At 66.9% G+C, this 23,094-nt stretch carries 24 protein-coding genes; 10 read left to right on the top strand and 14 right to left on the bottom strand.

Annotated elements, in window-relative coordinates; all coding sequences use genetic code 11:
• Positions 1-28: 28 nt before the first annotated feature.
• The gene (gene mgtE / locus ACAM49_RS00975; protein ID WP_369633521.1) at positions 29-1,438 is read right to left on the bottom strand and encodes a magnesium transporter; all 1,410 of its coding nucleotides are present in this window, start codon (positions 1,436-1,438) and stop codon (positions 29-31) included.
• 433 nt (positions 1,439-1,871) lie between these two features.
• Here mgtE and ACAM49_RS00970 point away from each other — a divergent pair, with 433 nt between their 5' ends.
• Together ACAM49_RS00970 and ACAM49_RS00965 are read left to right on the top strand one after the other, a co-directional pair.
• Positions 1,872-2,540 carry a response regulator transcription factor gene (locus ACAM49_RS00970; RefSeq protein WP_369633520.1) on the top strand — a complete coding sequence of 223 codons (669 nt, stop codon included), beginning with the start codon at positions 1,872-1,874 and terminating at the stop codon, positions 2,538-2,540.
• Positions 2,537-3,835 carry a sensor histidine kinase gene (locus tag ACAM49_RS00965; RefSeq protein ID WP_369633519.1) on the top strand — a complete coding sequence of 433 codons (1,299 nt, stop codon included), beginning with the start codon at positions 2,537-2,539 and terminating at the stop codon, positions 3,833-3,835. Before ACAM49_RS00970 ends, ACAM49_RS00965 begins: the two co-directional genes overlap by 4 nt.
• Here ACAM49_RS00965 and ACAM49_RS00960 read toward each other — a convergent pair.
• Positions 3,807-5,057 (bottom strand): MFS transporter, encoded by a 1,251-nt coding sequence (locus ACAM49_RS00960; protein ID WP_369633518.1) that lies wholly within the window; start codon positions 5,055-5,057, stop codon positions 3,807-3,809. The two genes, ACAM49_RS00965 and ACAM49_RS00960, sit on opposite strands and share 29 nt — an antisense overlap.
• A 58-nt stretch (positions 5,058-5,115) precedes the next feature.
• Here ACAM49_RS00960 and ACAM49_RS00955 point away from each other — a divergent pair, with 58 nt between their 5' ends.
• Positions 5,116-5,778, top strand: coding sequence for a histidine phosphatase family protein (locus tag ACAM49_RS00955; protein ID WP_369633517.1), 663 nt, complete (start codon positions 5,116-5,118; stop codon positions 5,776-5,778).
• A gap of 3 nt (positions 5,779-5,781) precedes the next feature.
• Here ACAM49_RS00955 and ACAM49_RS00950 read toward each other — a convergent pair whose 3' ends face one another.
• Complete coding sequence (locus ACAM49_RS00950) at positions 5,782-6,444, bottom strand: DJ-1/PfpI family protein (protein ID WP_369633516.1); 663 nt, start codon at positions 6,442-6,444, stop codon at positions 5,782-5,784.
• Between the two features lie 195 nt (positions 6,445-6,639).
• Here ACAM49_RS00950 and ACAM49_RS00945 point away from each other — a divergent pair, with 195 nt between their 5' ends.
• Positions 6,640-7,914, top strand: a complete 1,275-nt coding sequence (locus ACAM49_RS00945) for a PucR family transcriptional regulator (protein ID WP_369633515.1) — start codon at positions 6,640-6,642, stop codon at positions 7,912-7,914.
• A gap of 4 nt (positions 7,915-7,918) precedes the next feature.
• On the opposite strand, the gene ACAM49_RS00940 is transcribed toward ACAM49_RS00945, so the two are convergent.
• A complete protein-coding gene (locus tag ACAM49_RS00940) occupies positions 7,919-9,130 on the bottom strand; it encodes a lipase family protein (RefSeq protein ID WP_369633514.1) in 1,212 nt (403 codons plus the stop codon).
• A gap of 256 nt (positions 9,131-9,386) precedes the next feature.
• Between ACAM49_RS00940 and ACAM49_RS00935 the strand changes: the two genes are divergently transcribed.
• Positions 9,387-9,629 carry a hypothetical protein gene (locus tag ACAM49_RS00935; protein WP_369633513.1) on the top strand — a complete coding sequence of 81 codons (243 nt, stop codon included), beginning with the start codon at positions 9,387-9,389 and terminating at the stop codon, positions 9,627-9,629.
• Between the two features lie 35 nt (positions 9,630-9,664).
• Here ACAM49_RS00935 and ACAM49_RS00930 read toward each other — a convergent pair whose 3' ends face one another.
• Positions 9,665-10,657, bottom strand: a complete 993-nt coding sequence (locus ACAM49_RS00930) for an alpha/beta hydrolase (protein ID WP_369633512.1) — start codon at positions 10,655-10,657, stop codon at positions 9,665-9,667.
• A gap of 504 nt (positions 10,658-11,161) precedes the next feature.
• Between ACAM49_RS00930 and ACAM49_RS00925 the strand changes: the two genes are divergently transcribed.
• A complete protein-coding gene (locus tag ACAM49_RS00925) occupies positions 11,162-12,007 on the top strand; it encodes an EamA family transporter (protein WP_369633575.1) in 846 nt (281 codons plus the stop codon).
• A gap of 85 nt (positions 12,008-12,092) precedes the next feature.
• Positions 12,093-12,608, top strand: coding sequence for a hypothetical protein (locus ACAM49_RS00920; protein WP_369633511.1), 516 nt, complete (start codon positions 12,093-12,095; stop codon positions 12,606-12,608).
• An 86-nt stretch (positions 12,609-12,694) separates the two neighbouring features.
• Here the strand turns inward: ACAM49_RS00920 and ACAM49_RS00915 are convergent, their stop codons facing one another.
• The 6 genes from ACAM49_RS00915 to ACAM49_RS00890 form a co-directional block, all read right to left on the bottom strand.
• Entirely contained in the window at positions 12,695-13,660 is a 966-nt protein-coding gene (locus ACAM49_RS00915) for a DUF2332 domain-containing protein (protein WP_369633510.1), read from the bottom strand.
• A gap of 99 nt (positions 13,661-13,759) precedes the next feature.
• A complete protein-coding gene (gene nrdE / locus ACAM49_RS00910) occupies positions 13,760-15,841 on the bottom strand; it encodes a class 1b ribonucleoside-diphosphate reductase subunit alpha (protein ID WP_369633574.1) in 2,082 nt (693 codons plus the stop codon).
• A gap of 62 nt (positions 15,842-15,903) precedes the next feature.
• On the bottom strand, positions 15,904-16,374 hold the full coding sequence (gene nrdI / locus ACAM49_RS00905) for a class Ib ribonucleoside-diphosphate reductase assembly flavoprotein NrdI (RefSeq protein ID WP_369633509.1): 471 nt from the start codon (positions 16,372-16,374) through the stop codon (positions 15,904-15,906).
• Positions 16,375-16,417: 43 nt separating this feature from the next.
• The gene (locus tag ACAM49_RS00900; protein WP_369633508.1) at positions 16,418-16,657 is read right to left on the bottom strand and encodes a redoxin NrdH; all 240 of its coding nucleotides are present in this window, start codon (positions 16,655-16,657) and stop codon (positions 16,418-16,420) included.
• A 449-nt stretch (positions 16,658-17,106) separates the two neighbouring features.
• Entirely contained in the window at positions 17,107-18,030 is a 924-nt protein-coding gene (locus tag ACAM49_RS00895) for a G1 family glutamic endopeptidase (RefSeq protein ID WP_369633507.1), read from the bottom strand.
• 119 nt (positions 18,031-18,149) lie between these two features.
• The gene (locus ACAM49_RS00890; protein WP_369633506.1) at positions 18,150-18,716 is read right to left on the bottom strand and encodes an NAD(P)H-dependent oxidoreductase; all 567 of its coding nucleotides are present in this window, start codon (positions 18,714-18,716) and stop codon (positions 18,150-18,152) included.
• A 241-nt stretch (positions 18,717-18,957) separates the two neighbouring features.
• Between ACAM49_RS00890 and ACAM49_RS00885 the strand changes: the two genes are divergently transcribed.
• The 3 genes from ACAM49_RS00885 (at position 18,958) to ACAM49_RS00875 (ending at position 21,275) form a co-directional block, all read left to right on the top strand.
• Positions 18,958-19,536: a TetR/AcrR family transcriptional regulator gene (locus ACAM49_RS00885; RefSeq protein ID WP_369633573.1), complete on the top strand. Its 579-nt coding sequence runs from the start codon at positions 18,958-18,960 to the stop codon at positions 19,534-19,536.
• Positions 19,537-19,556: 20 nt separating this feature from the next.
• Complete coding sequence (nadE, locus tag ACAM49_RS00880; RefSeq protein ID WP_369633505.1) at positions 19,557-20,393, top strand: ammonia-dependent NAD(+) synthetase; 837 nt, start codon at positions 19,557-19,559, stop codon at positions 20,391-20,393.
• Positions 20,394-20,501: 108 nt separating this feature from the next.
• Positions 20,502-21,275 carry a phosphotransferase gene (locus tag ACAM49_RS00875; protein ID WP_369633504.1) on the top strand — a complete coding sequence of 258 codons (774 nt, stop codon included), beginning with the start codon at positions 20,502-20,504 and terminating at the stop codon, positions 21,273-21,275.
• 9 nt (positions 21,276-21,284) lie between these two features.
• Here the strand turns inward: ACAM49_RS00875 and ACAM49_RS00870 are convergent, their stop codons facing one another.
• From ACAM49_RS00870 to moaA, 3 genes are all read right to left on the bottom strand, one after another.
• Positions 21,285-21,695 (bottom strand): DUF1003 domain-containing protein, encoded by a 411-nt coding sequence (locus ACAM49_RS00870; RefSeq protein ID WP_369633503.1) that lies wholly within the window; start codon positions 21,693-21,695, stop codon positions 21,285-21,287.
• Positions 21,696-21,767: 72 nt separating this feature from the next.
• Positions 21,768-22,010, bottom strand: coding sequence for a MoaD/ThiS family protein (locus ACAM49_RS00865; protein ID WP_369633502.1), 243 nt, complete (start codon positions 22,008-22,010; stop codon positions 21,768-21,770).
• Positions 22,003-23,061 (bottom strand): GTP 3',8-cyclase MoaA, encoded by a 1,059-nt coding sequence (gene moaA, locus ACAM49_RS00860; RefSeq protein WP_040811366.1) that lies wholly within the window; start codon positions 23,059-23,061, stop codon positions 22,003-22,005. Before moaA ends, ACAM49_RS00865 begins: the two co-directional genes overlap by 8 nt.
• Positions 23,062-23,094: the final 33 nt, after the last annotated feature.

The following is a 23,094-nucleotide window of genomic DNA, read 5'->3' as shown; positions in this document are numbered from 1 at the left end:
GCGTGTCGCGCACACCCCGGTTTGCCGATCAGATGCCGAGGACGAGCTTCGCGGTCGTGAAGTAGATGATCAGACCGGTCGCGTCGACCAGCGTGGTCACCATGGGCGCGGAGATGACCGCGGGATCGATGCGCAGCTTCTTCGCCATCAGCGGCATGGTGCCGCCGATGGTCGCCGCCCAGCCGCAGATGACGATCAGCGCGATGCCCACCACCACAGCGATTTTCGCGCCGACGAACAGCGAGCCGATCACCATGCCGACCACGGCCAGCATGCAGCCGAGCAGCAAGCCGACCCGGCATTCGCGCCAGATCACCTTGAACAGATCCGAGACCCGCACCTCGCCGACCGCGAGCGCGCGCACACAGGTCGTCGCCGCCTGCGCGCCCACATTGCCGCCGGAGCCGATGAGCAGCGGAATGAACAGCGCCAGATGCGCGGCCTGTTCCAGGGTCGGCTCGAAGAAGTTGGTGACCGTGACCGTCAGCGTGGCCGCGACCAGCAGGAGCAGCAGCCACAGCGCCCGGTAGCGCGCCAGCTGGAACACGCCCGCGGCCATGTAGTGCCCCTGCCAGGGGGCGGTGCCCGCCTGCCGCGCCATGTCCTCGGAGTCGGCGGCCTCGATGACCTCGACCGCGTCGTCGATGGTGAGCAGCCCGACCAGTCGGTCCTCGCTGTCCACCACCGGCAGGTTGATCAGGTTGGCGCCCTGCATGAGTCGCGCCGCCTTCTCCGCCGAATCGGTGGCGCGCACCGAGACCGGTTCGGCCGCAACCAATTCCGCGATCATGGCATCCGGCGAGGAGAGCACGAGATCGCGCAGTTCGACCACGCCGATCAGGCGGCGGCCCGCATCGACCACCGGCAGCGTGTAGACCGTCTCGGCGTTCGAGCCCTTCGCGCGCACCGTCTGCAGAGCCTGCGCGACGGGCAGATTCCGCGGCAGCGCAACGACTTCCGGCGTCATGTAGAAACCGACCGACCCCTCCGGATAACCGAGCAGGGTGGCGGTCATGCGGCGCTCGTGCGGGCTGAGCCCGGCCAACACCTTCTTGGCGACCTTGGCCGGAGCCTCGCGCAGCATGCGCGCGCGGTCGTCGGGATCCATCTCCTCGACCAGTGCCCGGAAGCTGTGATCACGCAGTCCGCTCAGAATGCGCTGCTGGTCGACAGGTTCGAGTTCCTCGAACACATCCAGCGCGCGGTCCTTGTCGAGCAGCCGGAAGGCCATGACCGCGGTGACGGAGTCCATGCGGGCCAGCTCATCGGCGATGACGTGGGGCGCGTGCTCGTCGAGCCAGCGCATGGCGGGGGTGAGGTGATGGCAGTCGACGATGTCGCGAAGCGAATCCCCTTGGGCGATGTCGCGCAGCGAATTCCCTTCGGCGCGGGGCACGTCGAGTACAGGGGCGACGGGGGGCAGATCTGTCTGCGTCATGGCGGGACCTCGGCCGGATGGCGAGTAAAGAGGCGGATGGATACACAGGGATCACACCGCGGGCATCGTCCCACCGCCGCCACGAAGACCTATCGACGGAACAAAAGGGCGATGCCACGCGGCCTTCGACTGGGAGGTTCACCACGCATGGACCTCACCCCCTCCGAAAGCCGCCGTCGACAGAACAACCTCATACAGCATACATAGGGTGCCCTAATCGTGCTTGACCTGGCTGGTACTAACCGGTACTTACCTGTGGCTTGTAGGTGACACCTGCGCTAATGCACTCGACCGGGTAGTCCGATCCGTGAGAAAGTCGATCAGGCCCGGTGAACGGGACCGTTTGCCGCCGAATCATTTTTCGATCATTTCCGGCTCAGCCGCACGCCACAGCCGTTGGGCAGTCGTCCGGAATGCCCTACTCTCTGCCTCTGTGCGTGTTTTGGTGCTAGAGGACGATCACCATCTCTGCCGTGAGGTAACCGATGGGTTGCGCTCGGCCGGGTTCGCCGTCGACCACGCCCAGAGCATCGCCGACGCGGACTTCAAGATCTCCATCAATCGTTACGACTGCCTGGTGGTCGACCGCGGCCTGCCCGACGGCGACGGCCTGGACCTGGTCTCCGGCGCCCGCAGCGCCGGGCACACGGTGCCCGCGCTCATGCTCACCGGCCGCGACGGCCTCGACGACCGGCTGGCCGGATTCGAGTCCGGCGCGGACGATTACCTCACCAAGCCATTCGCGCTGCCGGAGCTGGTGATGCGGGTGCGCGCGCTGTGCCGCCGCCGCGAACAGCCCACCGCCTCGCGAATCGTGGTGGCGGACATCGATATCGACCTCATGCGCCGCCGGGTCACCCGCGGCGGGGTGATGCTCATGCTCACCCCGAAGGAGTTCGCGGTCCTCGAGCTCATGGCCACCCGGCGCGGCAGCGTGGTCACCCGCACCGATCTCATCGAATGCTGCTGGGACGAAATGGCCGAGCCCGCTTCGAATGTGGTGGACGCGGTGGTCGCCAAGCTGCGGCGCAAGCTCGGGGAGCCGAATGTGATCGAGACCGTGCGCGGGACGGGATTCCTGATCGCCGGCGGGATCTCGTGAGCGCGCACCGTTCCCCCGCCGTGGCCCGGCTGCGGCGGGCCAGCTGGATCATGACCGCGCTGGTCACCGTGATCACCGCGGCCGCCGTGCTGATCTTCGGTTTCGTGGCCGCCACCATCGACGCGCACGCGCGCGAAACCCGGGCGAACGATCAGGTCGAGCGGGTGTCGGGCGGGCTGGCGCGCGCCATCCAGCACGATGACAAGCAGGTGCTGGACCTGTCGACCGTCATCGACGACGAACTGGCCAAGGGCTCGGTGGCGGTCGTGGTGGCGGTGCGCAAACCGGGTGAGCCGTGGAAACAGGCCCACACCTATCAGCGCTCGTTCATGCCCGACGACGCCCAGATCGCCACGCTCGCAACGCAGATCGAGGATCACGCGGACGGGTTGATCTATCAGGGCAACCGGTACACCGGCACCGATATCACCGGCCGCGCGGTGACGGTGGCGGGCACCCCGGTGTTCTGGAACGACTGGGACAATATCGTCGTCATCCTGGCCGGGACCGAGTCCATGGCCGATGCCGGGCAGCATCGAAGCCTGGTGTGGGAGTTGCTGATCGGCGGCATCCTGCTGGTACTGCTGTCCGCGGCCGCGACCTATCTGCTGTCCAGCCGCAGCCAGCGCCAGGCGCTGCGCCTGCTCGACGAGCACGAGCAGTTCCTGGGTGACGCGGCGCACGAATTGCGCACGCCGCTCACCACTTTGAAGCTGCTCACCGAATCCAAGCCCAAGCCCGACGAGGTGCAGCAGACCCTCGCCGAGGCGCGCCGCCTCGCGGATCGCATGGCGCGCTTGGTGACCGGGCTGCTGGCCCGCGCGCGCATGCAGTCCGGCATCGCCGAACCCGAGCGGACCATGCTGCGACTGGACCAGCTCGCCGAGGCGGTGGCCGAGGAGGCCGGAGACCCGCGCATCGTCGTCACCGCGCATCCGAGCGTGGTGGTCGGCGATCCACAGCTGCTCGGCCTGGCGATCCGAAACATGTTGGAGAACGGCCTGACCCACGGCGCGGTCAATCGCGCCGCGCCCGTCGAGGTGCACGTCGCGGAAGGCCGCGTCAGCATCCGCGACCACGGCCCGGGCGTCGATCCGGTCATGTCCGCCAGCCCCTTCAACCGCGGCGCCGCCGGGCGCACCGGCCGCAACGGCATCGGCCTCGCGCTGGTCGCCTGGGTCGCCGAGGCCCACGGCGGCAACGCCTCCATCGAACCCGCGGCCGGGGGCGGCACCATCGCCACGCTGTGGCTGCCGCCCGCCGACATCACGACAGGGGTGCCTGCCGGCCGGTGAGCGGCCCCCACACTCCGATCAGCGCGACCATCACCAGCAGCGCGACGGTGATGATGGTGAACACCGTGCCCGGACCGCGATGGTCCAGCAGCGGCAACAGCAGGAACGGCTGAATCGCCGTGGACAGCTTGGACAGCGAGTAGGTCGCCCCCGAGGCTGTGCCGCGCACGCTGGTCGGGAACGACTCCGGCAGATAGGTGTGAATGGCGTCGGAGAACACATTGCTGGCCAGGGTGAACAACCCGCCCGACAACAGGATCAGGGGCACCGCGGTGGCGAACCCGAAGACCAGCCCGAACACCGCCATCAGCGCGGCGCTCGCCATCACCAGGTATTTCCGTTCGACGCGCTCGATCAGCGGAATGGCCAGCAGCGAGCCGAGCGGATAGCCGAGATAGGTGATCGCGAGGTACCCCAGCGAGTTCACGACGGTGAATCCCTTGTGCTGCAACACCAGAACGGCCAGCGTCCCGAAACCGTAGTAACCGAACACCTGCAGGATCATCACCGCGGAGAACAGCGCGGTGCGCCCGCGGAAGGGCTTGCGCAGAATCTCGGTGAACGGCACCCGCTCCCGGGTCCGCCCGGCCTCCCAGTGCGGCGACTCCGGCATGTGGCGGCGCGCCACGAACACCAGTCCCGCGCCGAGACCGCCGAGCACGAACAGCCAGCGCCAGCCGTCGATGCCGAACGGGTGCAATGGAACCAGCCAGCGCGCGAGGAAGCCGACGGACGGGACGGCCAGGAAGCCGATCGTGTAGGCGGTGGCGATCATGCGGCCCCGCACCCGTGCGGGCATGGTCTCGGAGAGATAGGTGTCGGAGACCGTCATCTCCGCGCCGATGCCCAAGCCGGCCAGCGCCCGGGTCGCCATCAGGAACCAGACGTTCGGGCTGAACGCGCCGAGCAGCGTAAAGCCCGCGTACAGGCCGATGTTCACCATGAACATGCGGCGGCGGCCGAAGACGTCGGAGAGCCGCCCGATCACCAGCGCGCCCAGGAACTGGCCCGCGAACGCCGAGGCGAGAATGCCGCTGAGCTGATAGGTGGACAGGTGCAGTTGCTGCTTGAGGACACCGGTGACGGTGCCCGCCAGGAACAGTTCGTACAGGTCGAAGAACAATCCCATGCCCACCAGGGCGACCAGCTTGTAGTGCACCGGGCCCAGTGGCTGTTCGTCCAGCCGTAGATCGCGTGGCGCGCGAGTCGCGAAGTCGGTCATCGGACACACATAGCACTTTCGCCGTACAGCGAGCCATGTTTGCGCTCACCATGGAGAGGTGGATGTCGTGGGGCCCGGGCTCGAATCGTTGACGATGGTGCGGCACGGGGAGAGTACGGTCAATGCCGCCGGTTATCCCGGGGCGGCGGAATTCAGCAGCGGCACAAGGGATGCCGATGTGCCGTTGACGGAGAAGGGGGCCGGGCAGGCGGCCGCGGCGGGGAAGCGGCTGGCCGAGATCACGCCGGGGTTCGATCTGGTGTTGTGCTCGCCGTATGTCCGCACTCGGGAGACGGCGCGGATCGCGCTCGAGTCGATGGATGCGCCTTCGCCGTGGTTCGATGAGCGGCTGCGGGATCGGGAGAACGGAATTCTGTTCGGGCTCACCAGGTCCGGGATCATGCTGCGGTATCCGCGGGAGTATCGGGAGTTGGGGAGGCTCGGCGGGTTCTATTATCGGCCGCCCGGTGGGGAGTCGTGGCCGGATGTGGCATTGCGGCTGCGGGCGGTGCTGCGGGAAATGCACGGGCACGTACTGGTTTTCACGCACGATATCGCGATCGTGTTGACCCGCTATCTCTTCGGGGAGCTGGGGGAGGCGGAGTTGAGCGCGCAGACCACGGCGCAGGTGCGCAATGCGTCGCTAACCCGCTGGGAGCGAATGGACTCCGGCGATGCGATGCGGCTGACCGCCTACAACGACGCCTCGCACCTGGACTAGACGCTACTTCGGCTTGGTCGGATCCACCGAGCCCAAGGCCCATTCCGCGCCGTCGGGCCAGTCGGTGCCGCGCGGCGGTTCCGGATCGTATTGGATGCCGCGGCGGACCCAGCGGGCGCGCTCGTCACCGGCGAGGCGCTGCACGAGGTACAGGGCCATATCGGTGCCCGCGGAGACGCCAGACGAGGTGACGATGTCGCCGGAGTCGACGTAGCGGGCGTCGGGGCGCACCTGGATGGTCGGGTCGAGTTCGGCGAGCACGTCCAGCGAGCGCCAGTGGGTGGTGGCCGGGCGGTCCTTCAGCAGCCCGGCGGCGGCCAGGACCAGCGAGCCGGTGCACACGCTGGTGATCAGCGGCACCCGATCGCGTTGGGCCCGAACCCAATCCAGGATCTCCCGGTCGTGCACCATCGGCCGGGTGCCCTGTCCACCGGGGAATACAAGAACATCCATGGCGGGCGCGGACTCGAACGAGTGGTCCGGTGTCACTTTCAGGCCCTTGGCACAGTGCACGATCGCACCCGTGTGCGAGAAGGTGAACACCTCCCAGCCGTCCTCGGGCACCGTGCGCGTCCAGAACGCCAGCACTTCCCAGGGCCCGGCGAAGTCGAGTTCCTCGACGCCGTCGAACAACAGAATCCCGATCCTGCGCGTCGCTTCGGCCATGCCTCGATACTTCCATCCGGCAACGATCGAGTGTCATGCGGGGCCCGCCTGGCACATGTGAGAAGTCACAAGTTCGCCGGACGGGCATTACTGTGCTTCACAGGAGGAATCGAACCGGCCGCTCGAATATGCGGTATGCGTTAGCGTTTCAGGTCCCGGAAGGGGCCGCCACCCCGGGGGTCGAAGGGAGCACGGATGTCCGTGGAGATTCCGGCCCGGGCTGGGCTCACCGTGTCCGGCAGTCCGATATCGTCGCCGCTCAAGGATGTGCGCGGGCTCGCCCAGCACATGGTCGGGCATTTCGTCGAGACTGTCGCGCCGTGCGGGACGCTGCCCGGGGACGCGATTCACGGCGACGTCACCGCCATCACCCGGATCTGCCTGGAACTGGCGGTCGGCATGCTGGACGGGCGCGATATCCCGGAGAAGACCAAGCGCCTGGAGGAGGCCGCCGCGCAGTGGGCGCGGGAGGGCATCCCGATCGACACCATCCACCACGCCATCCACGAGGGCTTCAAGATCGGCTCCGAACTGGTGATGGCCAATGCCATGTCGCGGCACCTGCGCCAGGAGACCGCCGACGGGGACGCGACGCTGGTGATCGCGGCCGCCGACATGGACAACATCATGGACGGCGCGAAACTGGTCGTGGAGCTGCTGGACCGGATGACCTCCGCGGTCTCGATGGCGTATGTGCGGGAACTGCGGTCGGTGGTGAGCGAACACCACACCGCGGTGCACACCTTGACCTCCGCGCTGCTGGGCGGGCACAGCACCTCGACCATGGCGCGCGAATGCGGCATCGAGATCGCCGAGACGTATCACGTGCTGGCGCTGGCCATTCCGGAGCATCCGGAGGAGCACTCCCCCACCGTGGACGGCGCGGTGGTGGCGCGGCGCAAGCTGCGGCGGGTGCAGGCCGAGCTGGCCACGCGCTATCCGGACAAGGTGCTGTCGCTGTTGAGCGTGGACGGCGGGACACTGCTGGTCCCGGCGACCGAGCTGGCCGACGAGCAACTCGACGAGCTGGTCGAACAGCTGTCCCGGGCCGCCCGGGTGCCGATCACGGCGACCATGGTTTCCGCTACGCCACAACAGATTCCGGACGCCGCCGATCAGGCGCACGAACTGCTCGACATCGTGCACCGACTACGGCTGGTGCGCGGACTGTTCCGATTCGACGAACTCGCCCTGGAATACCAGCTGACCAGACCCGGCCCGGGCCGCGATCACCTCGGCTCGCTGCTGGACCCGCTCGACGAGCACACCGAACTGCTGGAAACCCTGCAATCGCACATCAGCAACAACCTCAACCGCCAGCGCACCGCGCGAATGCTGCACGTGCACACCAATACCGTCGACTATCGCCTGAAACGGATCGGACAGCTGACGGGTTTCGACCCGACCCAGGCGTCAGGGCTGTGGTACCTGCGGTCCGCGCTGGTGGCGCGGACCTATCAGGCCGGGTAGAGCGTCAGCAGTTGGTGGGGGCGGGGTCGCCGCGGAAACGGGCGTCGAGCCAGTTCAGGGCGGCGGGAAGCCCGAGGACGGCGGCGGTGAGGTGATCGGGGACCGGTTCCTGCTCGGACCAGACCTGCGTGCCCGCCGCGCAGTAGCGGTGGATGGTGTCGACGATCGCATCGACAGGGATCAAGCCGTCGATCGGTGAATGCCATTCGAAGACAGGCATGTTCGGAACACCCTGGAAGAGTTCGAGGCTGTTCTCCTCGACCACCGAGCGGGCGGTCACGTCGCCGGTCATGACCGTCGTCTTGGCGATATCGAGCGCGCCCTGCCCCGCGCCCGCGGTCAGGATGTCATTGGTGCAGCTGTTGAGCAGCTTGTCGCGGATCGCCAGGCCGCGGTCGTTGAGCTGATCGGTGAGCGGAAACCGGTCAGGGTACTCGCGTTCCAGGCCCAGACCCGCCGCGAGGGCCAGACCGAAGACCGGATGCCGGTTCAGGCCCAGGGTTTCCAGCATGGAGACCAGGTTCATCGGGACGCCGCCCATGGCCGCACCCGCGATGCGCAGGTCGGGGGCGTACGACGCGGCCAGCGCGGCCGCCCAGGCCGTGGCCATGCCGCCGCCCGAATACCCGGTCATGGCGACCGGGCTGTGCTCGACCTGCAGCGCGGACACGTGCTGCGCCGCGCGAATGCCGTCGAGGGTGATCTGCCCGCCGAGTTTGGCCGCACCGTAGGCGAATCGGGGGCCGAGGTGATCGGGCAGGGCCACGGTCCAGCCGCGCTGCAACAGGATGTTCCAGCCCGGGGCCTCGCGGACCTGGAGGTTGGGGTCGGTGGTGTAGAGCACCCGGGACACCGCGCACTGCGCGCCCAGGCCGTTGATGATCTGCTGCAGCGACAGCAGCGGGGCGTCCGGGCGGCGATTGCGCGGGGACAGCACGGTGGTGGTGGCCGCGATCGGCTTGCCCTCGGAGCTGGTGGAGCGGAACTTGATCAGCGTGATGTCGGTATCGGGGAAGATGGCCAGCGCGGGCATGGCGCGCACGCCCAGCACATCACCGGGCCGGTGATCGGCGATATCGGCGGGGGCGGCGTAGAACGGGTCCGGATCCGGGGTGGGTAGCAGGGGTTGCGCGGCCGCGGAACCCGATGCGACGAGCCCGGAGGCGATCGTGAACAGCAGAGCGCCGATGACCGCGATCGGCACGCGTATCCTCATGCCGGGCAGCGTAGGAATGTACGCGCGGGCGGTCGAGAGGGACACGCCAACCTTCCGAACAGTCACAATCGCCGCGCGGGCCGATTGTGAGCGGTGGCAGGTGGCAGATCATTTGGGGCACAGTCGTTTCTGTTCCACCGAGTAACAACTAAACTCGGCCGGCGCTTGTGACATATCCAAGCGCGATTCGTAACACCTTCTCAGCCAGGATATTCCGGTTACCTTCGGTCACAGAGACACTACTGAGGAGTAGCACATGACCGGCATCACCGAAGGCAAGGTCTTGTTCGACAGTGCGGGGGAGGCACTCACGCACCGGGTCACGGTGTACCTCGGCGGGCCGGAGGACGGGGCCGAACTCACCATGGAATACGCGGCCACCTGGAAAGAGGCGTCCGATTTCACGGTGGCGGCGGTGCATGCCGGACTGGCCGTGACGGTCGACGGGCGAATTCGGCCCGGATTGCGCCGACTACCCCGCTATGGGTTCCGGCATTGAAATAGCCTGACCCACAACCGATTCGGGCGGCTCGTTCACCGCCCGAAAGCAGTCGCGAGAGTATCCCAGGCCGGGCCCAGCTGGGCCGAGAAGTCCTCCCAGGCGTGAATGCCGGTCGGCTCGTAGTGCACGGTGGCGGGAATTCGCAAGTCGCTCAATCGTTTCGCGAAGGTCTCGGTGCAGATCCGGGCACCGGCCTCCAATGCCACACCGCCGCCCGCGGTTTGCATGGCGGCCATCCTGTCGGGCGCTCGCAGCACCTCGGTCAGATCGAGCATTCCCGGGACACCAGTGGCGGCCGAGAGATAGATGACCGTGCCGCGCAAGGCTTCCGCACCCAGCGTGCTGTCGTGGGTCACCCAGTCGAAGGTGCCCAGCGGTCCCCACATCTTCACCACATTGCCGCCGCGTGAGGCCACCGTGAGCGCGGTGACCGCGCTGCCGGGGCCGTCGATGGTGGAATAGCAGCCGCTCAATCCGGCCACGGCCCGGTAGAAGCCGGGGTGGCGGTGGGCCAGCATCATCGCGCCCTGCGCGCCCATGGAGACGCCCGCGATCGCGCGGCGGCCGTCCGAATGCAGATACGGCTCGATGGCGCCGGGCAATTCGCCGGTGAGGAAGGTTTCCCAGCGGTTCCAGCCCAGAGCGGTGTCGGGGCGCTGCCAGTCGGTGTACATGCTGCCGGTGGCACCGGCGGGGAACACCACATCGACCGGTTTGTCGGCGAAGAAGTCGGCGGCGTGGCCCTTGGTGAGCCAGTCCGATACGCCCTCGGCGTCGACGCCGTCGAGGAGGTAGAGGGTCGGGCGGGGTCCGTCACCGGAGCCGTGCAGCACATCGAGGGTGACGGTGCGGCCCATGGCCTCCGACTCGACCTCCACCCGCTCCCAGCGCGGCCCGATGCGATCGGCATTGATGACGCTCGTGCGCAATGCGTTTCGGTCCGCCGCCGCGGTCACCGGCAGGCTCGCGACAATCAGCAGCGCGGCCGCCACTACCGCCGTACGCCATATTCTGCTGTCCGACAAAGTAACTCCTGAGGCCGGGCGTGATATCCGAAGAACCCACCGAGCGGCTGCGAGGTTATCCGCTCGGTGGGTGGTCTTCATTCAACAGTGATGAAAGAGCAGGCAGTCCTCGAATTGCGGGGGCAGGCGAGGACTCGGACTCACCTCCAAAACGCGTGTCCCAGTGCGGTTTCCGATTCCGAAATTGACCGCGCATTCTTTTCGGTCCAATACCGTGTTTCGATCCAATCTCGGAACCATCACGAGCGTAGCCAGCGACGGGCGTCATCCGGCAGGGCGAGAAGCACCTTCTGGAGAGTTCACAATGACGGCCGACCTAAGCGTGGGATTGACCACAGCCTCGCCCGCCCACGGCCCGTTCCCCTCGTCGTCAATCCCCCGAAACGTGCCATCAACCAAGCGTTTTCATCCCGACAATCCCGTTGACCAGCACATTGCCGACCGACTAGGTTGGCAGCGAAGAGTTTGGTCTAGACCAACCGAGAGGATGCGCGCGTGCAGTCGATGGGATACCTGGCCCTGGCGATCTCCGTCTTCATGCACGCCGGCTGGAATGTCGCCCTCGGCTGGATCCGCCGCAGCGACCGCCCGGTCTCCTCCACCGCCGACATGCTCATCGCGGGCGGCCTGCTCTTCCTCCCGATCGCGGTGGCCACCTGGCATTTCGAGCTCCACGCCCTCCCCTTCGCCGCCGCCTCGATCTGCTTCAGCACCCTCTACTTCGCGCTGCTCGAAAGGGCCTACGCCACGGCCCCGGTCGGCGAGGTCTACCCCATCGTCCGAGGCAGCTCCCCCGTCCTGGTCATCACCGCCTCGGCCATCCTCGGCACCACCATCGGCTGGACCCGCTGGCTGGGCGTCGCCTTCATCACCTCCGGCGTCCTGATGATCGCCCTCTCCCGCGCCCGACCCTCGGCTCCGGGCATCACCGGCGGCCGCCGCTCGGTTTTGTGGGGGCTCACAATCGGCATGTGCGTCGCCAGCTACACCATGTTCGACGGCGTCGGAGTCCAACACGCCTCCCCCATCGCCTACTTGATCACCGTCATGGGCGGCTCCGGCCTGGTCCTCAAAATCCGCGACCTCGCCCGAGGCACCCCCAACACCTTCACCCTCCGCTCTCTGCCTTTGACCGCCGCGGGCGGCACCGCCATGCTCGGAGCCTTCGGCCTCACCCTGGTGGCCATGACCCAACTCCCCCTCGCCGTCGTGGCCAGCGTCCGCGAATCCAGCATCGTCATCGGGGCATTGATGAGCAGACTGCTTCTTAACGAACGGATTTCGCGGCAGGGTGCTTGTGGAATAGCGAGTGTGCTCACTGGGACGATCGTAATTGGGTTGCCTGCGTGAGGAATTCGGCTGGCGCTTTCTCAAATAGATTGCAATATAGGACAATTCGGGTCCCAGGGTATTAATGCATCGGTAGAATGATGGCATGACCAGCGGTGAAGGTGTTTCCGGCAGCACGATCGCAGACGCGATCGCAATGCTCGCTGCCGCCACCGACATCCTGCTCACCAATTCTCTCGGCGGATTCACCGATACCGAATTCGTCGCTCAAATGCAGGAATTCGAGGCCGCCAAGCGTCGCCTGGCCGCGGTCGACCACCGCTTCGTCGGCGAAGTCCGCACCCGCAACCTGCCGGAGAAGGCGGGCTGGAAGAACCACACCGGCAAATACCTGCAGCAGGTCCTGCGCCTCGGGCATGCCGAGGCCGGTGCCCGCGTGAACGCCGCCCTCTCAAACCCCGCAGGTGAACGACCGTCACCACGCCGGGGAGCTGAAAGCGGCTGCCCTCACCGGGATTCGGCAACGGGCCCGGAAGCGCCCGGCGGTCCGGTGCGGGTTACGTCCCTAACTCCCGTGGCAGCCCCACCAATGGTGGGGCCCGTGGGTTGCTTCCGACCCAACTGCTCGTGCCTTACTGGCGTGCGCAAAGCGTCGTTGTAAGTGTTGTTCCCCGGGCCGCTGCGCGCCCGAGCCGCGAGGAGGCTGGAACCGCCACCGAGGTCCCCAACCCAGCCACCTCCCCTCTTCTAGCTCTTCCCGAACCAATCGAGCGTCTGCCCATGCGGCCGCGAAAAGGCCACCGGCTCACCGTTCGATGCGAGCACGAGATGGACGTCGGCGGGACCGGGTGGAGTCTCCAGCCCGCGGAAATCCACCACTCCCGGACTCTCATTGGTGATCCAGTCACAACCGAGGCTGCGCATCATCTCGGGAACGGCCTGGCGGTCGGAGCGCGAAAGGTACAGCAGGACAGCGCTACCGAAGACTATGACGGGAATGTCCGGGGGTGCCTCCAGGATGAAGGCGGGGAGGCCGGTCAGGAGATCGCCGCGGAGCAAGCGGGGTGGGTCCTTGCGGGCGATTTCGGCGGCGTTGTGCAGGCGCTCCAAGCGATTTCGCTGTTCTGGCCAGACCAGGGACTCGAGCCAGCGGACGTCCTCGGGGTTGGACACGTCGAGGGGGTTGAGGTCGATGCCTGCGCGGTAGACGACATTCGGCAGTTCGGTGGGCAGGGGTGGGTTGCCGGTGGTCGCACAGTCGAGGACGACGGTCGACCGGCCGTCGTGAGGGTCGAGGATCGGGCCGTCGTCGTAGCGGTAGCTGTAGCGGTCGGGATAGAGGCACAGTCCGGCGGAGGTGCCGAATTCGATGAGTGCCACCGGGTTCGGGCCGTATTTCGCGAGCAGCGGCAGCAGGGCCGCGGTTCGCCCGACCTCGTTGGTCTGGGTTCGGCGGGTCATGGCGACCTCGTGCACGTCGGCCCAGTTGGTGATCAGGAAGTCCTTGAACTCCTCGAACGGACCGGGCGTCACGCCGAGGAACCGGGCCGCACCCAGGATCAGATTCGGCTGGCGCTTGTAGACAGGCAGGGTGTCGATCAAGGCGAGAAGTTCCGCGTCCCCGGCGATTCCGAGTGCCCAGGCTTCGTAGCACGGTGAATACCCTCGCACCTCGCGTTCGGCGAAGTTGCGGTAGCGGTCGGCGGTTTCCATGGCGGCTCCCGGCATAGGTGTCGACGAGAGAGTATCCGTATCGACGAGAAAGGGCGCCCGCGGCGGGTAGCCGGGGACGCCCTCAATCGATACCACTCGTCAGAGCATGCAGCTCACGCAGCCCTCGACTTCGGTTCCCTCCAAAGCCATCTGGCGGATGCGGATGTAGTACAGCGTCTTGATGCCCTTGCGCCAGGCGTAGATCTGGGCGCGGTTGACGTCGCGGGTGGTGGCGCTGTCCTTGAAGAACAGGGTCAGCGACAGGCCCTGGTCGACGTGCTGGGTGGCCGCCGCGTAGGTGTCGATGACCTTCTCGTAGCCGATGTCGTAGGCGTCTTCGAAGTATTCGAGATTCTCGTTGGTCAGGTAGGGGGCCGGGTAGTAGACGCGGCCGATCTTGCCTTCCTTGCGGATCTCGATCTTGGAGGCGATCGGGTGGATCGAGCTGGTGGAGTGGTTGATGTAGGAGATCGAACCGGTCGGCGGCACGGCCTGCAAGTTCTGGTTGTAGATGCCGTGCTTCATGACCAGGGCCTTGAGCTCGCGCCAGTCGTCCTGGGTGGGGATGTGGACGTTCGCCTTGGCGAAGAGCTCGCGCACCCGCTCGGTCTTGGGCTCCCACACCTGCTCGGTGTACTTGTCGAAGAACTCGCCCGAGGCGTACTTCGACTCGGGGAAGCCGCCGAAGTAGGAACCACGCTCCTGCGCGATCAGATTCGAGGCGCGGATCGCGTGGTAGGCGATCGTGTAGAAGTAGATGTTGGTGAAGTCCACACCCTCTTCGGAGCCGTAGTGGACGTGCTCACGCGCCAGGTAGCCGTGCAGGTTCATCTGGCCCAGGCCGATGGCGTGGGACTCGTTGTTGCCCTGCTCGATCGAGGGCACCGAGTAGATGTGGGTCTGATCCGACACCGCGGTCAGGGCGCGGATCGAGGTCTCGACCGTCTTGCCCAGATCCGGCGAGTCCATGGTCTTGGCGATATTGAGCGAACCCAGGTTGCACGAGATGTCCTTGCCTACCTTGGCGTAGGACAGATCGTCGTTGAACTCCGAGGCGGTGGAGACCTGCAGGATCTCCGAGCACAGGTTGGAGTGGGTGATCTTGCCCGCGATCGGGTTGGCCCGGTTCACGGTGTCCTCGTACATGATGTACGGGTAGCCCGACTCGAACTGCAGCTCGGCGAGGGTCTGGAAGAACTCGCGAGCCTTGATCTTGGACTTGCGAATCCGCTTGTCGTCGACCATCTCGTAGTACTTCTCGGTCACGTTGATGTCGGCGAACGGCACGCCGTAGATGCGCTCCACGTCGTACGGCGAGAACAGGTACATGTCCTCGTTCTTCTTCGCCAGCTCGAAGGTGATGTCCGGGATCACCACACCCAGCGACAGCGTCTTGATGCGGATCTTCTCGTCCGCGTTCTCGCGCTTGGTGTCCAGGAAGCGGTAGATGTCGGGGTGGTGCGCGTGCAGGTACACCGCGCCCGCGCCCTGACGCGCGCCCAGCTGGTTGGCGTAGGAGAACGAGTCCTCCAGCAGCTTCATGATCGGGATGACGCCCGAGGACTGGTTCTCGATCTTCTTGATCGGCGCGCCGTGCTCACGAATATTGCTGAGCAGCAAGGCCACACCGCCGCCGCGCTTGGACAGCTGCAGGGCGGAGTTGATGGAGCGTCCGATGGACTCCATGTTGTCCTCGATGCGCAGCAGGAAGCACGAGACCGGCTCGCCGCGCTGCTTCTTGCCCGAATTGAGGAATGTGGGGGTGGCCGGCTGGAAGCGGCCGTCCATGATCTCGTCGACCAGTTCCGACGCCAGCTTCTCGTCACCGGCGGCCAGGGTCAGCGACACCATGCACACGCGGTCCTCGAAGCGCTCCAGGTAGCGCTTGCCGTCGAAGGTCTTGAGCGTGTACGAGGTGTAGTACTTGAACGCGCCGAGGAAGGTCGGGAACCGGAACTTCTTGGCGTACGCCTGCTGGAACAGGCCCTTGATGAAGGCGGGCTGGTACTGGTCGAGAACCTCGGTCTCGTAGTAGTTCTCGCGAACCAGGTAGTCCAGCTTCTCTTCCAGGTTGTGGAAGAACACCGTGTTCTGGTTGACGTGCTGCAGGAAGTACTGGTGCGCGGCCTCGCGATCCTTGTCGAACTGGATCTCGCCGTTGGGGCCGTACAGGTTCAGCATCGCGTTGAGGGCGTGGTAGTCCAGGCCCTCGGTGGTCGCGGAGTCGCCGCTGACGGGACGCTCTACGCGGGCAGTCTTTCCGACCGGTGCTGTTGTCGTTGCCAAAACAAGTCCAATCCCTCTCGGACGCGCGCGACGTCCTCGGCAGTTCCCATGAGTTCGAAGCGATACAGGTACGGGACCCCTGCCTTGCGTGAGATCACTTCTCCCGCATAGCAGTACGTATCGCCGAAGTTCGTGTTGCCGCTCGCGATCACGCCGCGCAGCAGTGCGCGGTTGTGCGGATCGTTGAGGAACTTGGCCACCTGACGGGGGACGAATTCCTTGTCGGATCGCTGTCCACCCAAAACGTGCCGACCTCCCCCGTAGGTGGGGACGATCAGCACGTAGGGATCCTCGACGCGAAGCGAGTCGGCGGTATGAAGCGGTATGCGAACGGCGGGGAGATCCAGCCGCTCGACGAAGCGGTGCGTGTTCTCCGAAGCGCTCGAGAAGTAGACCAGATTCGGTGTCCCACCGGAGATCTCGGCCATCTTCCCTCCTTTCGATTCGGACGAACCCGCAGGAGGTGGCGGGTTATGCCACCGCGACCGCGTCGGCCAGAGACTTGATGCGGTCCGGGCGGAAGCCGGACCAGTGCTCGTCACCGGCGACGACGACGGGGGCCTGCAGGTAGCCCAGGGCCATGACGTAATCGCGGGCTTCGGGGTTCTCGGAGATGTCGATGACGCTGTAGTCGACACCGGCCTTGTCGAGGGCGCGGTAGGTCGCGTTGCACTGGACACAAGCGGGCTTGGTGTAAACGGTGATGGTCATTGAATCCCCTTCTCCTTGCCTTCGGTCCGTCGGCAGTGCACGGCTCAAACAAGATCCACGTAGTAAGTGCGCAAACCCCTGGAAGCGGAACCGAAGCCCCAGCTCACTCGGTGAACTTCGAGGTGTTCGCCTAGTGGCCTTCCAGCTCCCAAGACACTACACCTAGTGGCCGACAGATTCATACAACACGACATGTTGCGACTCACAAAGGTGAAATTCCGGTGCCGTAAGTACCTGGACACTCGATTCGCAACTCGACACGACTGCGACGCACATCACAATTTGGACCTACAGTTCATTTCCAGCAAACACACCATCACCGCTGATCAACAGGCTTCTCACGAGTCACAGCAGGCTCGAGCGACCACCCGGTTTGCCGGGCCGCCGAACCCTGCCCCCAATTCCCGGGGCCCCGGTCGGCTCGGCGTGTCGCGGCGTGTACCAGCCGTCTAGCCGATCGTGAACGACGCGCCGTCGACCGGACCGGGCGCCAGCAATCTATTGGTGGCCGGAATGCCGTAGACCTGAGCGTCGTAGTCCGACAGCGGGCGGCCGTCGATGCTGATCTCGGTGAAGGTGATCGGCTCGAAGCCCGGCAGCGCCGCGTCGAGGTGACCCTCCACCACGATCTCGGCCGTCCGGGCGGGCACGGTCGAGGGCGCGACCGTGGTGCGCGTCCAGTGCGCGGTGCGGTTCTCCAGCGTCATGGTGTAGTTCGCGCCGTCCCAGGTGACCGCGGAATGCATGGTGTCGCCGGGGTGGACCTCGACGTCGTCGTAGCTCACCGGCGGGTCCGGATAGCCCTCCCACCACCCGTCCACTTCCTTGTCCGGCATACAGAAGCCACGGGCCATGCCGAGCGCGCAGAGCCCGTTCGCCGCCGCCCCCAGGGCATTCGAGACCTTGGCCCCCGCGTTCATGACCGTCCCGGCCAGCCGCGGATCGGCGTAGGCCACGCCCGCGGCGAGGGTCTCGATCTGCAGCCCGGGCAGCGCCGCGTACACGGCCGCGTCACTGGCGCACAGAGATTCGACGCCGGTCTGCATGAGCGGCAGCGCGACCTGGCCGTTGAGGCCCTGCGCGCCGTTCAGGCCGACCCACGGCACCACGCGCTGCAACACGCCGGGATCGAGGCAGTCGATCTCCGGCTGCACCCAGGTGGCACTGACCTCCCGGAAGTCGCCGCGCACCACGTACCCGGCCCAGTTGCCCAGGTAGAGGCGGACATTGGAGGCACTCGACCCGGAGACATCGGAGAGGCTCACCTCGGCCGCCGCGTCGGCCGCGTTCACCACCACCGAGGCGGCGGAGACGGCCAGGGTGACCGCCATGAAACAACGGCTCCACGCAGAGTTGCCCGTTGATTGCTCCATGGCTCGACGGTAGTCCCGAAGGGGCCGGAAATGCGGCAGGCCACGGCTGAAAAGCCGTGGCCTTGCGCTGAATTCAGCGAGTGATCGCTGGGGTTTGTCGCGCGTTCGCGCGAGCTCTTTTACACGTTGGCGCGAGCGGCGGCCGTCTCGGCCAGCAGGCGCACGGTGGCGGCCAGCTGGGTGAGGGCCTCGGCGTCGTCGGCCGGGTGGGTCTCGACGAAACGGGAACCGATGGTGCCGAAGTGCAGCGACGCCTCCTTGACCACGTTCGCACCGGCCACGCCCAGCGCCTTGACGGCGTCGTCGTGCGACCACTTGGCGGCGTTCGCGGAGATCGAGGCCGAGATGACCGCGGCCGGACGGTCCTTGAGCGCGCCCGCGCCGTAGGGACGGGAGGCCCAGTCGATGCCGTTCTTCAGCACGGCCGGCAGGGTGCCGTTGTATTCGGGGGTGACGAAGAGGACGGCGTCGGAGGCGGCGACGGCGTCACGCAGCGCCTGCGCGGCGGCCGGGACCTTGCCCTCGGCGTCGATGTCCTCGTTGTAGAACGGGATGTCCCCGAGGCCCTCGTAGATGGCCAGCTCCACGCCCTCCGGAGCGGTCTTGACGGCGGCCTCGGCCAGGCGGCGGTTGATCGACGCGGCGCGGAGGCTGCCGACCAGGACGAGAATGCGGGTCTGCGACATGATGATCACTCCAGTGGGTTACTGATTCAGCGGTGGAACTTTCGATAGACTGTAACCGGACCCCAGTCCGCTTACATTCCCGGGTAGGAGCACAACGGCTGTGACACGCGACACCCCCCGCGACACCCCCTCGAGGCCACGCGACACCTCGAAGAGCGACGCCGTCGACCTGCCCAACATCTCCCTGTCCATCGAGCCCATCGGCAACCAGCAGCCGCCGCCGCATTCGGTGCCGCTGCTCATGCCCGGCAGCTCGCACGAGCGCAGCGACGCCGCCCGCAACCGGCAGCTGCTGCTCGACGCCGCCGAGACGCTGGTGCGCGAGCAGGGCGCGGACGCGGTCACCATGGACGCGGTCGCCAAGCTCGCGGGCGTGGGCAAGGGTACGGTGTTCCGCCGCTTCGGCAACCGGGCGGGGCTCATGCTGGCGCTGCTGGACCAGTCCGATCAGAAGCTGCAGTGGGCCTACATGTTCGGGCCGCCGCCGCTGGGGCCGGGCGGGCCGCCGGTGGAGCGGCTGATCGCCTTCGGCCGCGCGCGGCTGGCGCTGGTGGAGGTCGAGGGCGACGTCCGCCGCAATGCCGCCATCGGCGGGCAGTACTCGGGCCCGCCCTACAACGTCGCGAAAACCCATGTGTCGCTGCTACTCCGGCAGGCCGGGGCGCCCGGAGACATCTCGCTGACCGCCGACACGCTGCTGGCCACGCTCGACGCCGCGCTGGTGCTGCATCAGATCCGCGCGCTGGGTTACACGCTGGAGCAGGTGGGCGACCACTGGGCGATGCTGGTCCGGCAGGTGACCGCCCCGGCCCCCGAATAGCCGCCAAGTACAGTGTGGCCATGGGGAACCTGCGCGAAGAGATCATCGCCGAATTGGGCGTGCTGCCGACCATCGAACCGAAAACCGAAGTGCGGCGGCGCATCGACTTCCTCAAGGACTATCTGCGCTCCACGCCCGCCAAGGGCTTCGTGCTCGGCATCAGCGGCGGTCAGGACTCCACCCTCACCGGTCGCCTGTGCCAGCTGGCCGCCGAGGAACTGCGCGCCGAGGGCCACGACGCCACCTTCGTGGCCGTCCGTCTCCCCTACGGCGTGCAGTTCGACGAGGAGGACGCGCAGATCGCCCTGCGGTTCATCCAGCCCGACCGCTCCGTCGTGGTGAACGTCAAGCCCAGCGCCGACGCGGCCGCGGGCGAGGCCGCCACCGGCATCCTCGAACTGCATCAGGAACCGCAGCTGCGAGACTTCGTGCGCGGCAATATCAAAGCCCGCGAGCGCATGGTCCTGCAGTACGCCATCGCCGGACAGCTCAACCACCTCGTCGTCGGCACCGACCACGCCGCCGAGGCGGTCACCGGCTTCTTCACCAAGTTCGGCGACGGCGGCGTGGACATCACCCCGCTGACCGGTCTCACCAAGCGCCAGGGCGCGGCCCTGCTCCAGGAACTCGGCGCACCCCCGAGCGTCTGGCAGAAGGTCCCCACCGCCGACCTCGAAGACGACCGCCCCTCGCTCCCCGACGAGGAAGCCTTGGGCCTGAAGTACTCCCAGATCGACGACTACCTCGAGGGCAAGCCGGTCTCCCCCGAGGTCGCCGAGAAGCTCGAGACCATCTTCCGCAACACCCGCCACAAGCGAACCGTCCCGGTGACCCCGCTCGACACCTGGTGGAAGTAGGCCCGGCCGCGGTCAGAACGGCCCGCCATACCGGCTCACAGCCGGTAGACGCCGAGTGGACGCGAAAAGCGTTTGCTGTCGCCGTGTCCCGGTTTCTACGGTCGAGGCGTGAACTTCGACGGCGATAACGGATGGGACAGTGTGGCCACCCTGGTGGACGGCTGGGTGGAGCGACGGCCGCGGCGGCCGGAGATCGAGGCCCAGCTGCTGCGGGAGACCCGACTGCTGCCCTGGCTCGCACCGCGACTCCCGCTGCCCGTGCCGGTTCCGGTGGTGGTCACCGAAGCACCGCTGGTCGTCCGGCACACGGTGATTCCCGGGGAGCCGATAGACGACTACACGCCGGAGGACGGCGTCGCGATCGGGCGCTTCCTGCGCACGCTGCACGACACCCCGCCGGACGAGGCGATACGGCTGGGGTTGCCCGGGGCCGACCACACCCACCGCGAACGGGCCTGGGCCGACACCCGTTGCCGCCGAGAAGTCCTTCCGCTGCTTCCGGATTCGCTGACGGCGGGCGCGGTCGCGCTGCTCGATGCGATCCTGGCGGCTCCCGCCGATACCGTGGTCCACGCCGACCTCGGCCCCGACCACGTGCTGGCGGAGAACGGACGGGTGAGCGGCATCATCGACTTCGGCGACGCCCACCTCGGTGATCCGGCCATCGATTTCGCGTGGGCCCTGTTCGGTACGCCCGCCGAATTCGCGGACGCGGCAGCCCAGACCTACGGGGTCACAACGGAACTGCGCGCCCGGGCGGAGAACTGGCATCTGCTCGGACCCTGGTTCGAGGTTTTGCGCGGGCTGGATACCGACGATCCCGAGATGACGCGCGGCGGCGTGACCGGAGTGGTCGAGCGACTCCGTGCGGCCGGGCGATAGCCGTCCGCGTCAGCTCTTCTTCTGATCCGGCTCTTCGATGAGGCGGCGGTGGAGTTCGGCCGTCATGGCGTGAATCGCCCGCGTCAGTTCGGTGTTCGTCTTGAGTTCGAGCTCTTGTTCCTGGAAGTCGTGGTCGGCCTTGGCCTGCTGGAAGTCGGCCTGGCGGTTCTGGCCGATCATGACGAAGGTGGACAGGAAGATGGCCTCGAGGGAGACCGCGAGAGTCAGTGTCGGCCAGGGGTTCTTCTCGATGAAGATCATCCACAGGGCGAAGCCGACCGCGTGGATGTAGACGAAGTTCATCGAGCCCGCGAACTTGGTGATCCAGTCCGCTACGCGGAGCTGCATGCTCTGCGCGCGTTCCTGCTGCACCTGGATGAGGGCGGGGTGGCCGGGATTGGGGTCCGGAGGTTGCGTCACCGGCGAATGTTAGCGCCGGGCAGCGAGATTCAGCCGCAATCGGCGCAGAGATTCAGCGGTAATCCGCGCCGGTCAGCCGCCCGCGAAGGGCGGGAGGACGTCCACGCGCGGAGACAGGGTCGCGGTGGCGTCGCGGGTTAGTTCGTCGCCGATCAGGTAGGCGCAGACCTTGAGCATCGGGTCGAGCTTGGGGCCGTAGGCGGCGGAGAGGGTGGTGCGCAGGTCGCCGACGGTGGCCCCGGACGGGAGGTCCAGGGTCTCCTTTTCTTTGCCGACCGCGTCCGCGATCGCGGCGAAATAGCGGACCTCAACCACCGATGGCTCCCATCGTTCGTTCGGGCGGGACGAAGCCGGCGGCGTCGATGCCGTGCCCGGCCGATTTGTTCCACATGGCGCCGCGCCAGAGTCCGGCGATATCGGCGTCGGTCGCGCCGGAGCGCAGGGCGGCGCGAATGTCGTACTCCTGATCGCTGAACAGGCAGGACCGGATCCGGCCGTCGGCGGTCAGGCGGGTGCGGTCGCAGTCGCCGCAGAACTGGCGGGTCACCGAGGCGATGATGCCGACGGTGCCCGGGCCGCCGTCGACCTGCCAGCGTTCGGCGGGGGCGGAGGGATCCTCGCGGCCCACCTCGGTGAGGCTGAACCGCTTGCCGAGCACCTCGAGTAGTTCCTCGGCGGTGATCATGTTGGCGCGCGCCCACTCGTGGTCGGCGTCGAGCGGCATCTCCTCGATGAAGCGCAGTTCCGCGCCCTCGTCCAGGCACCACTGCAGCAGATCGGCTGCGCCGTCCAGGGTTTCGCGCATGAGCACGGCATTCACCTTGAGCGGGGTGAGCCCGGCCGCGATGGCGGCGCGGATTCCGGCAAGCACCGAGTCCAAGCGGTCCCGACGGGTCAGGCGGTGGAAGCCGTCGCGGTCGACGGTGTCGAGCGAGACATTGATACGGCTCAGCCCGGCCTCGGCCAGCTTGCGCGCCCGATGCTCGAGCCCGACGCCATTGCTGGTCATGGCCAGCGGCGTATCCGGCAACGCGGCATGGCACCCGGCGATGATCTGTTCGAGATCGCGGCGCATGAGCGGTTCGCCGCCGGTGAAGCGCACCTCGTGGACGCCGAGTTCGCGCACCGCGAGGGTGACCAGGCGGACGATCTCGTCGGTGGAGAGCAGCTCATCGGCCGGAATGGCCGGCAGCCCTTCCTCGGGCATGCAGTACGTACAGCGCAGCGAACACTTCTCGGTGATGGACACCCGCAGATCCCGCGCGACCCGGCCGAACCGATCCAGCAGGAACGGCGTGTCCGGGCGTCCGTCCATCGCGGGCCGCCCGGTACGCACAGCGGGCATCCCCATCGCGACCACGGTCATTCGACCATTATTGCCGGGTACGCAAGTCTTTGT

Origin of the sequence: Nocardia sp. JMUB6875 (assembly GCF_041154655.1) — a bacterium.
Taxonomy (GTDB): Bacteria; Actinomycetota; Actinomycetes; order Mycobacteriales; family Mycobacteriaceae; genus Nocardia.
This window is presented reverse-complemented; position numbering and strand designations above follow the sequence as displayed.

Coding starts and splice junctions, on each gene's coding strand:
- mgtE (WP_369633521.1), bottom strand. CDS start 1,438: ATGACGCAGACAGATCTGCCCCCCGTCGCCCCTGTACTCGACGTGCCC.
- ACAM49_RS00960 (WP_369633518.1), bottom strand. CDS start 5,057: ATGACCGACTTCGCGACTCGCGCGCCACGCGATCTACGGCTGGACGAA.
- ACAM49_RS00950 (WP_369633516.1), bottom strand. CDS start 6,444: ATGGCCGAAGCGACGCGCAGGATCGGGATTCTGTTGTTCGACGGCGTC.
- ACAM49_RS00945 (WP_369633515.1), top strand. CDS start 6,640: ATGTCCGTGGAGATTCCGGCCCGGGCTGGGCTCACCGTGTCCGGCAGT.
- ACAM49_RS00940 (WP_369633514.1), bottom strand. CDS start 9,130: ATGAGGATACGCGTGCCGATCGCGGTCATCGGCGCTCTGCTGTTCACG.
- ACAM49_RS00935 (WP_369633513.1), top strand. CDS start 9,387: ATGACCGGCATCACCGAAGGCAAGGTCTTGTTCGACAGTGCGGGGGAG.
- ACAM49_RS00925 (WP_369633575.1), top strand. CDS start 11,162: ATGGGATACCTGGCCCTGGCGATCTCCGTCTTCATGCACGCCGGCTGG.
- ACAM49_RS00920 (WP_369633511.1), top strand. CDS start 12,093: ATGACCAGCGGTGAAGGTGTTTCCGGCAGCACGATCGCAGACGCGATC.
- ACAM49_RS00915 (WP_369633510.1), bottom strand. CDS start 13,660: ATGGAAACCGCCGACCGCTACCGCAACTTCGCCGAACGCGAGGTGCGA.
- nrdE (WP_369633574.1), bottom strand. CDS start 15,841: ATGCTGAACCTGTACGGCCCCAACGGCGAGATCCAGTTCGACAAGGAT.
- nrdI (WP_369633509.1), bottom strand. CDS start 16,374: ATGGCCGAGATCTCCGGTGGGACACCGAATCTGGTCTACTTCTCGAGC.
- ACAM49_RS00900 (WP_369633508.1), bottom strand. CDS start 16,657: ATGACCATCACCGTTTACACCAAGCCCGCTTGTGTCCAGTGCAACGCG.
- ACAM49_RS00895 (WP_369633507.1), bottom strand. CDS start 18,030: ATGGAGCAATCAACGGGCAACTCTGCGTGGAGCCGTTGTTTCATGGCG.
- ACAM49_RS00890 (WP_369633506.1), bottom strand. CDS start 18,716: ATGTCGCAGACCCGCATTCTCGTCCTGGTCGGCAGCCTCCGCGCCGCG.
- ACAM49_RS00885 (WP_369633573.1), top strand. CDS start 18,958: ATGCCCGGCAGCTCGCACGAGCGCAGCGACGCCGCCCGCAACCGGCAG.
- nadE (WP_369633505.1), top strand. CDS start 19,557: ATGGGGAACCTGCGCGAAGAGATCATCGCCGAATTGGGCGTGCTGCCG.
- moaA (WP_040811366.1), bottom strand. CDS start 23,061: ATGACCGTGGTCGCGATGGGGATGCCCGCTGTGCGTACCGGGCGGCCC.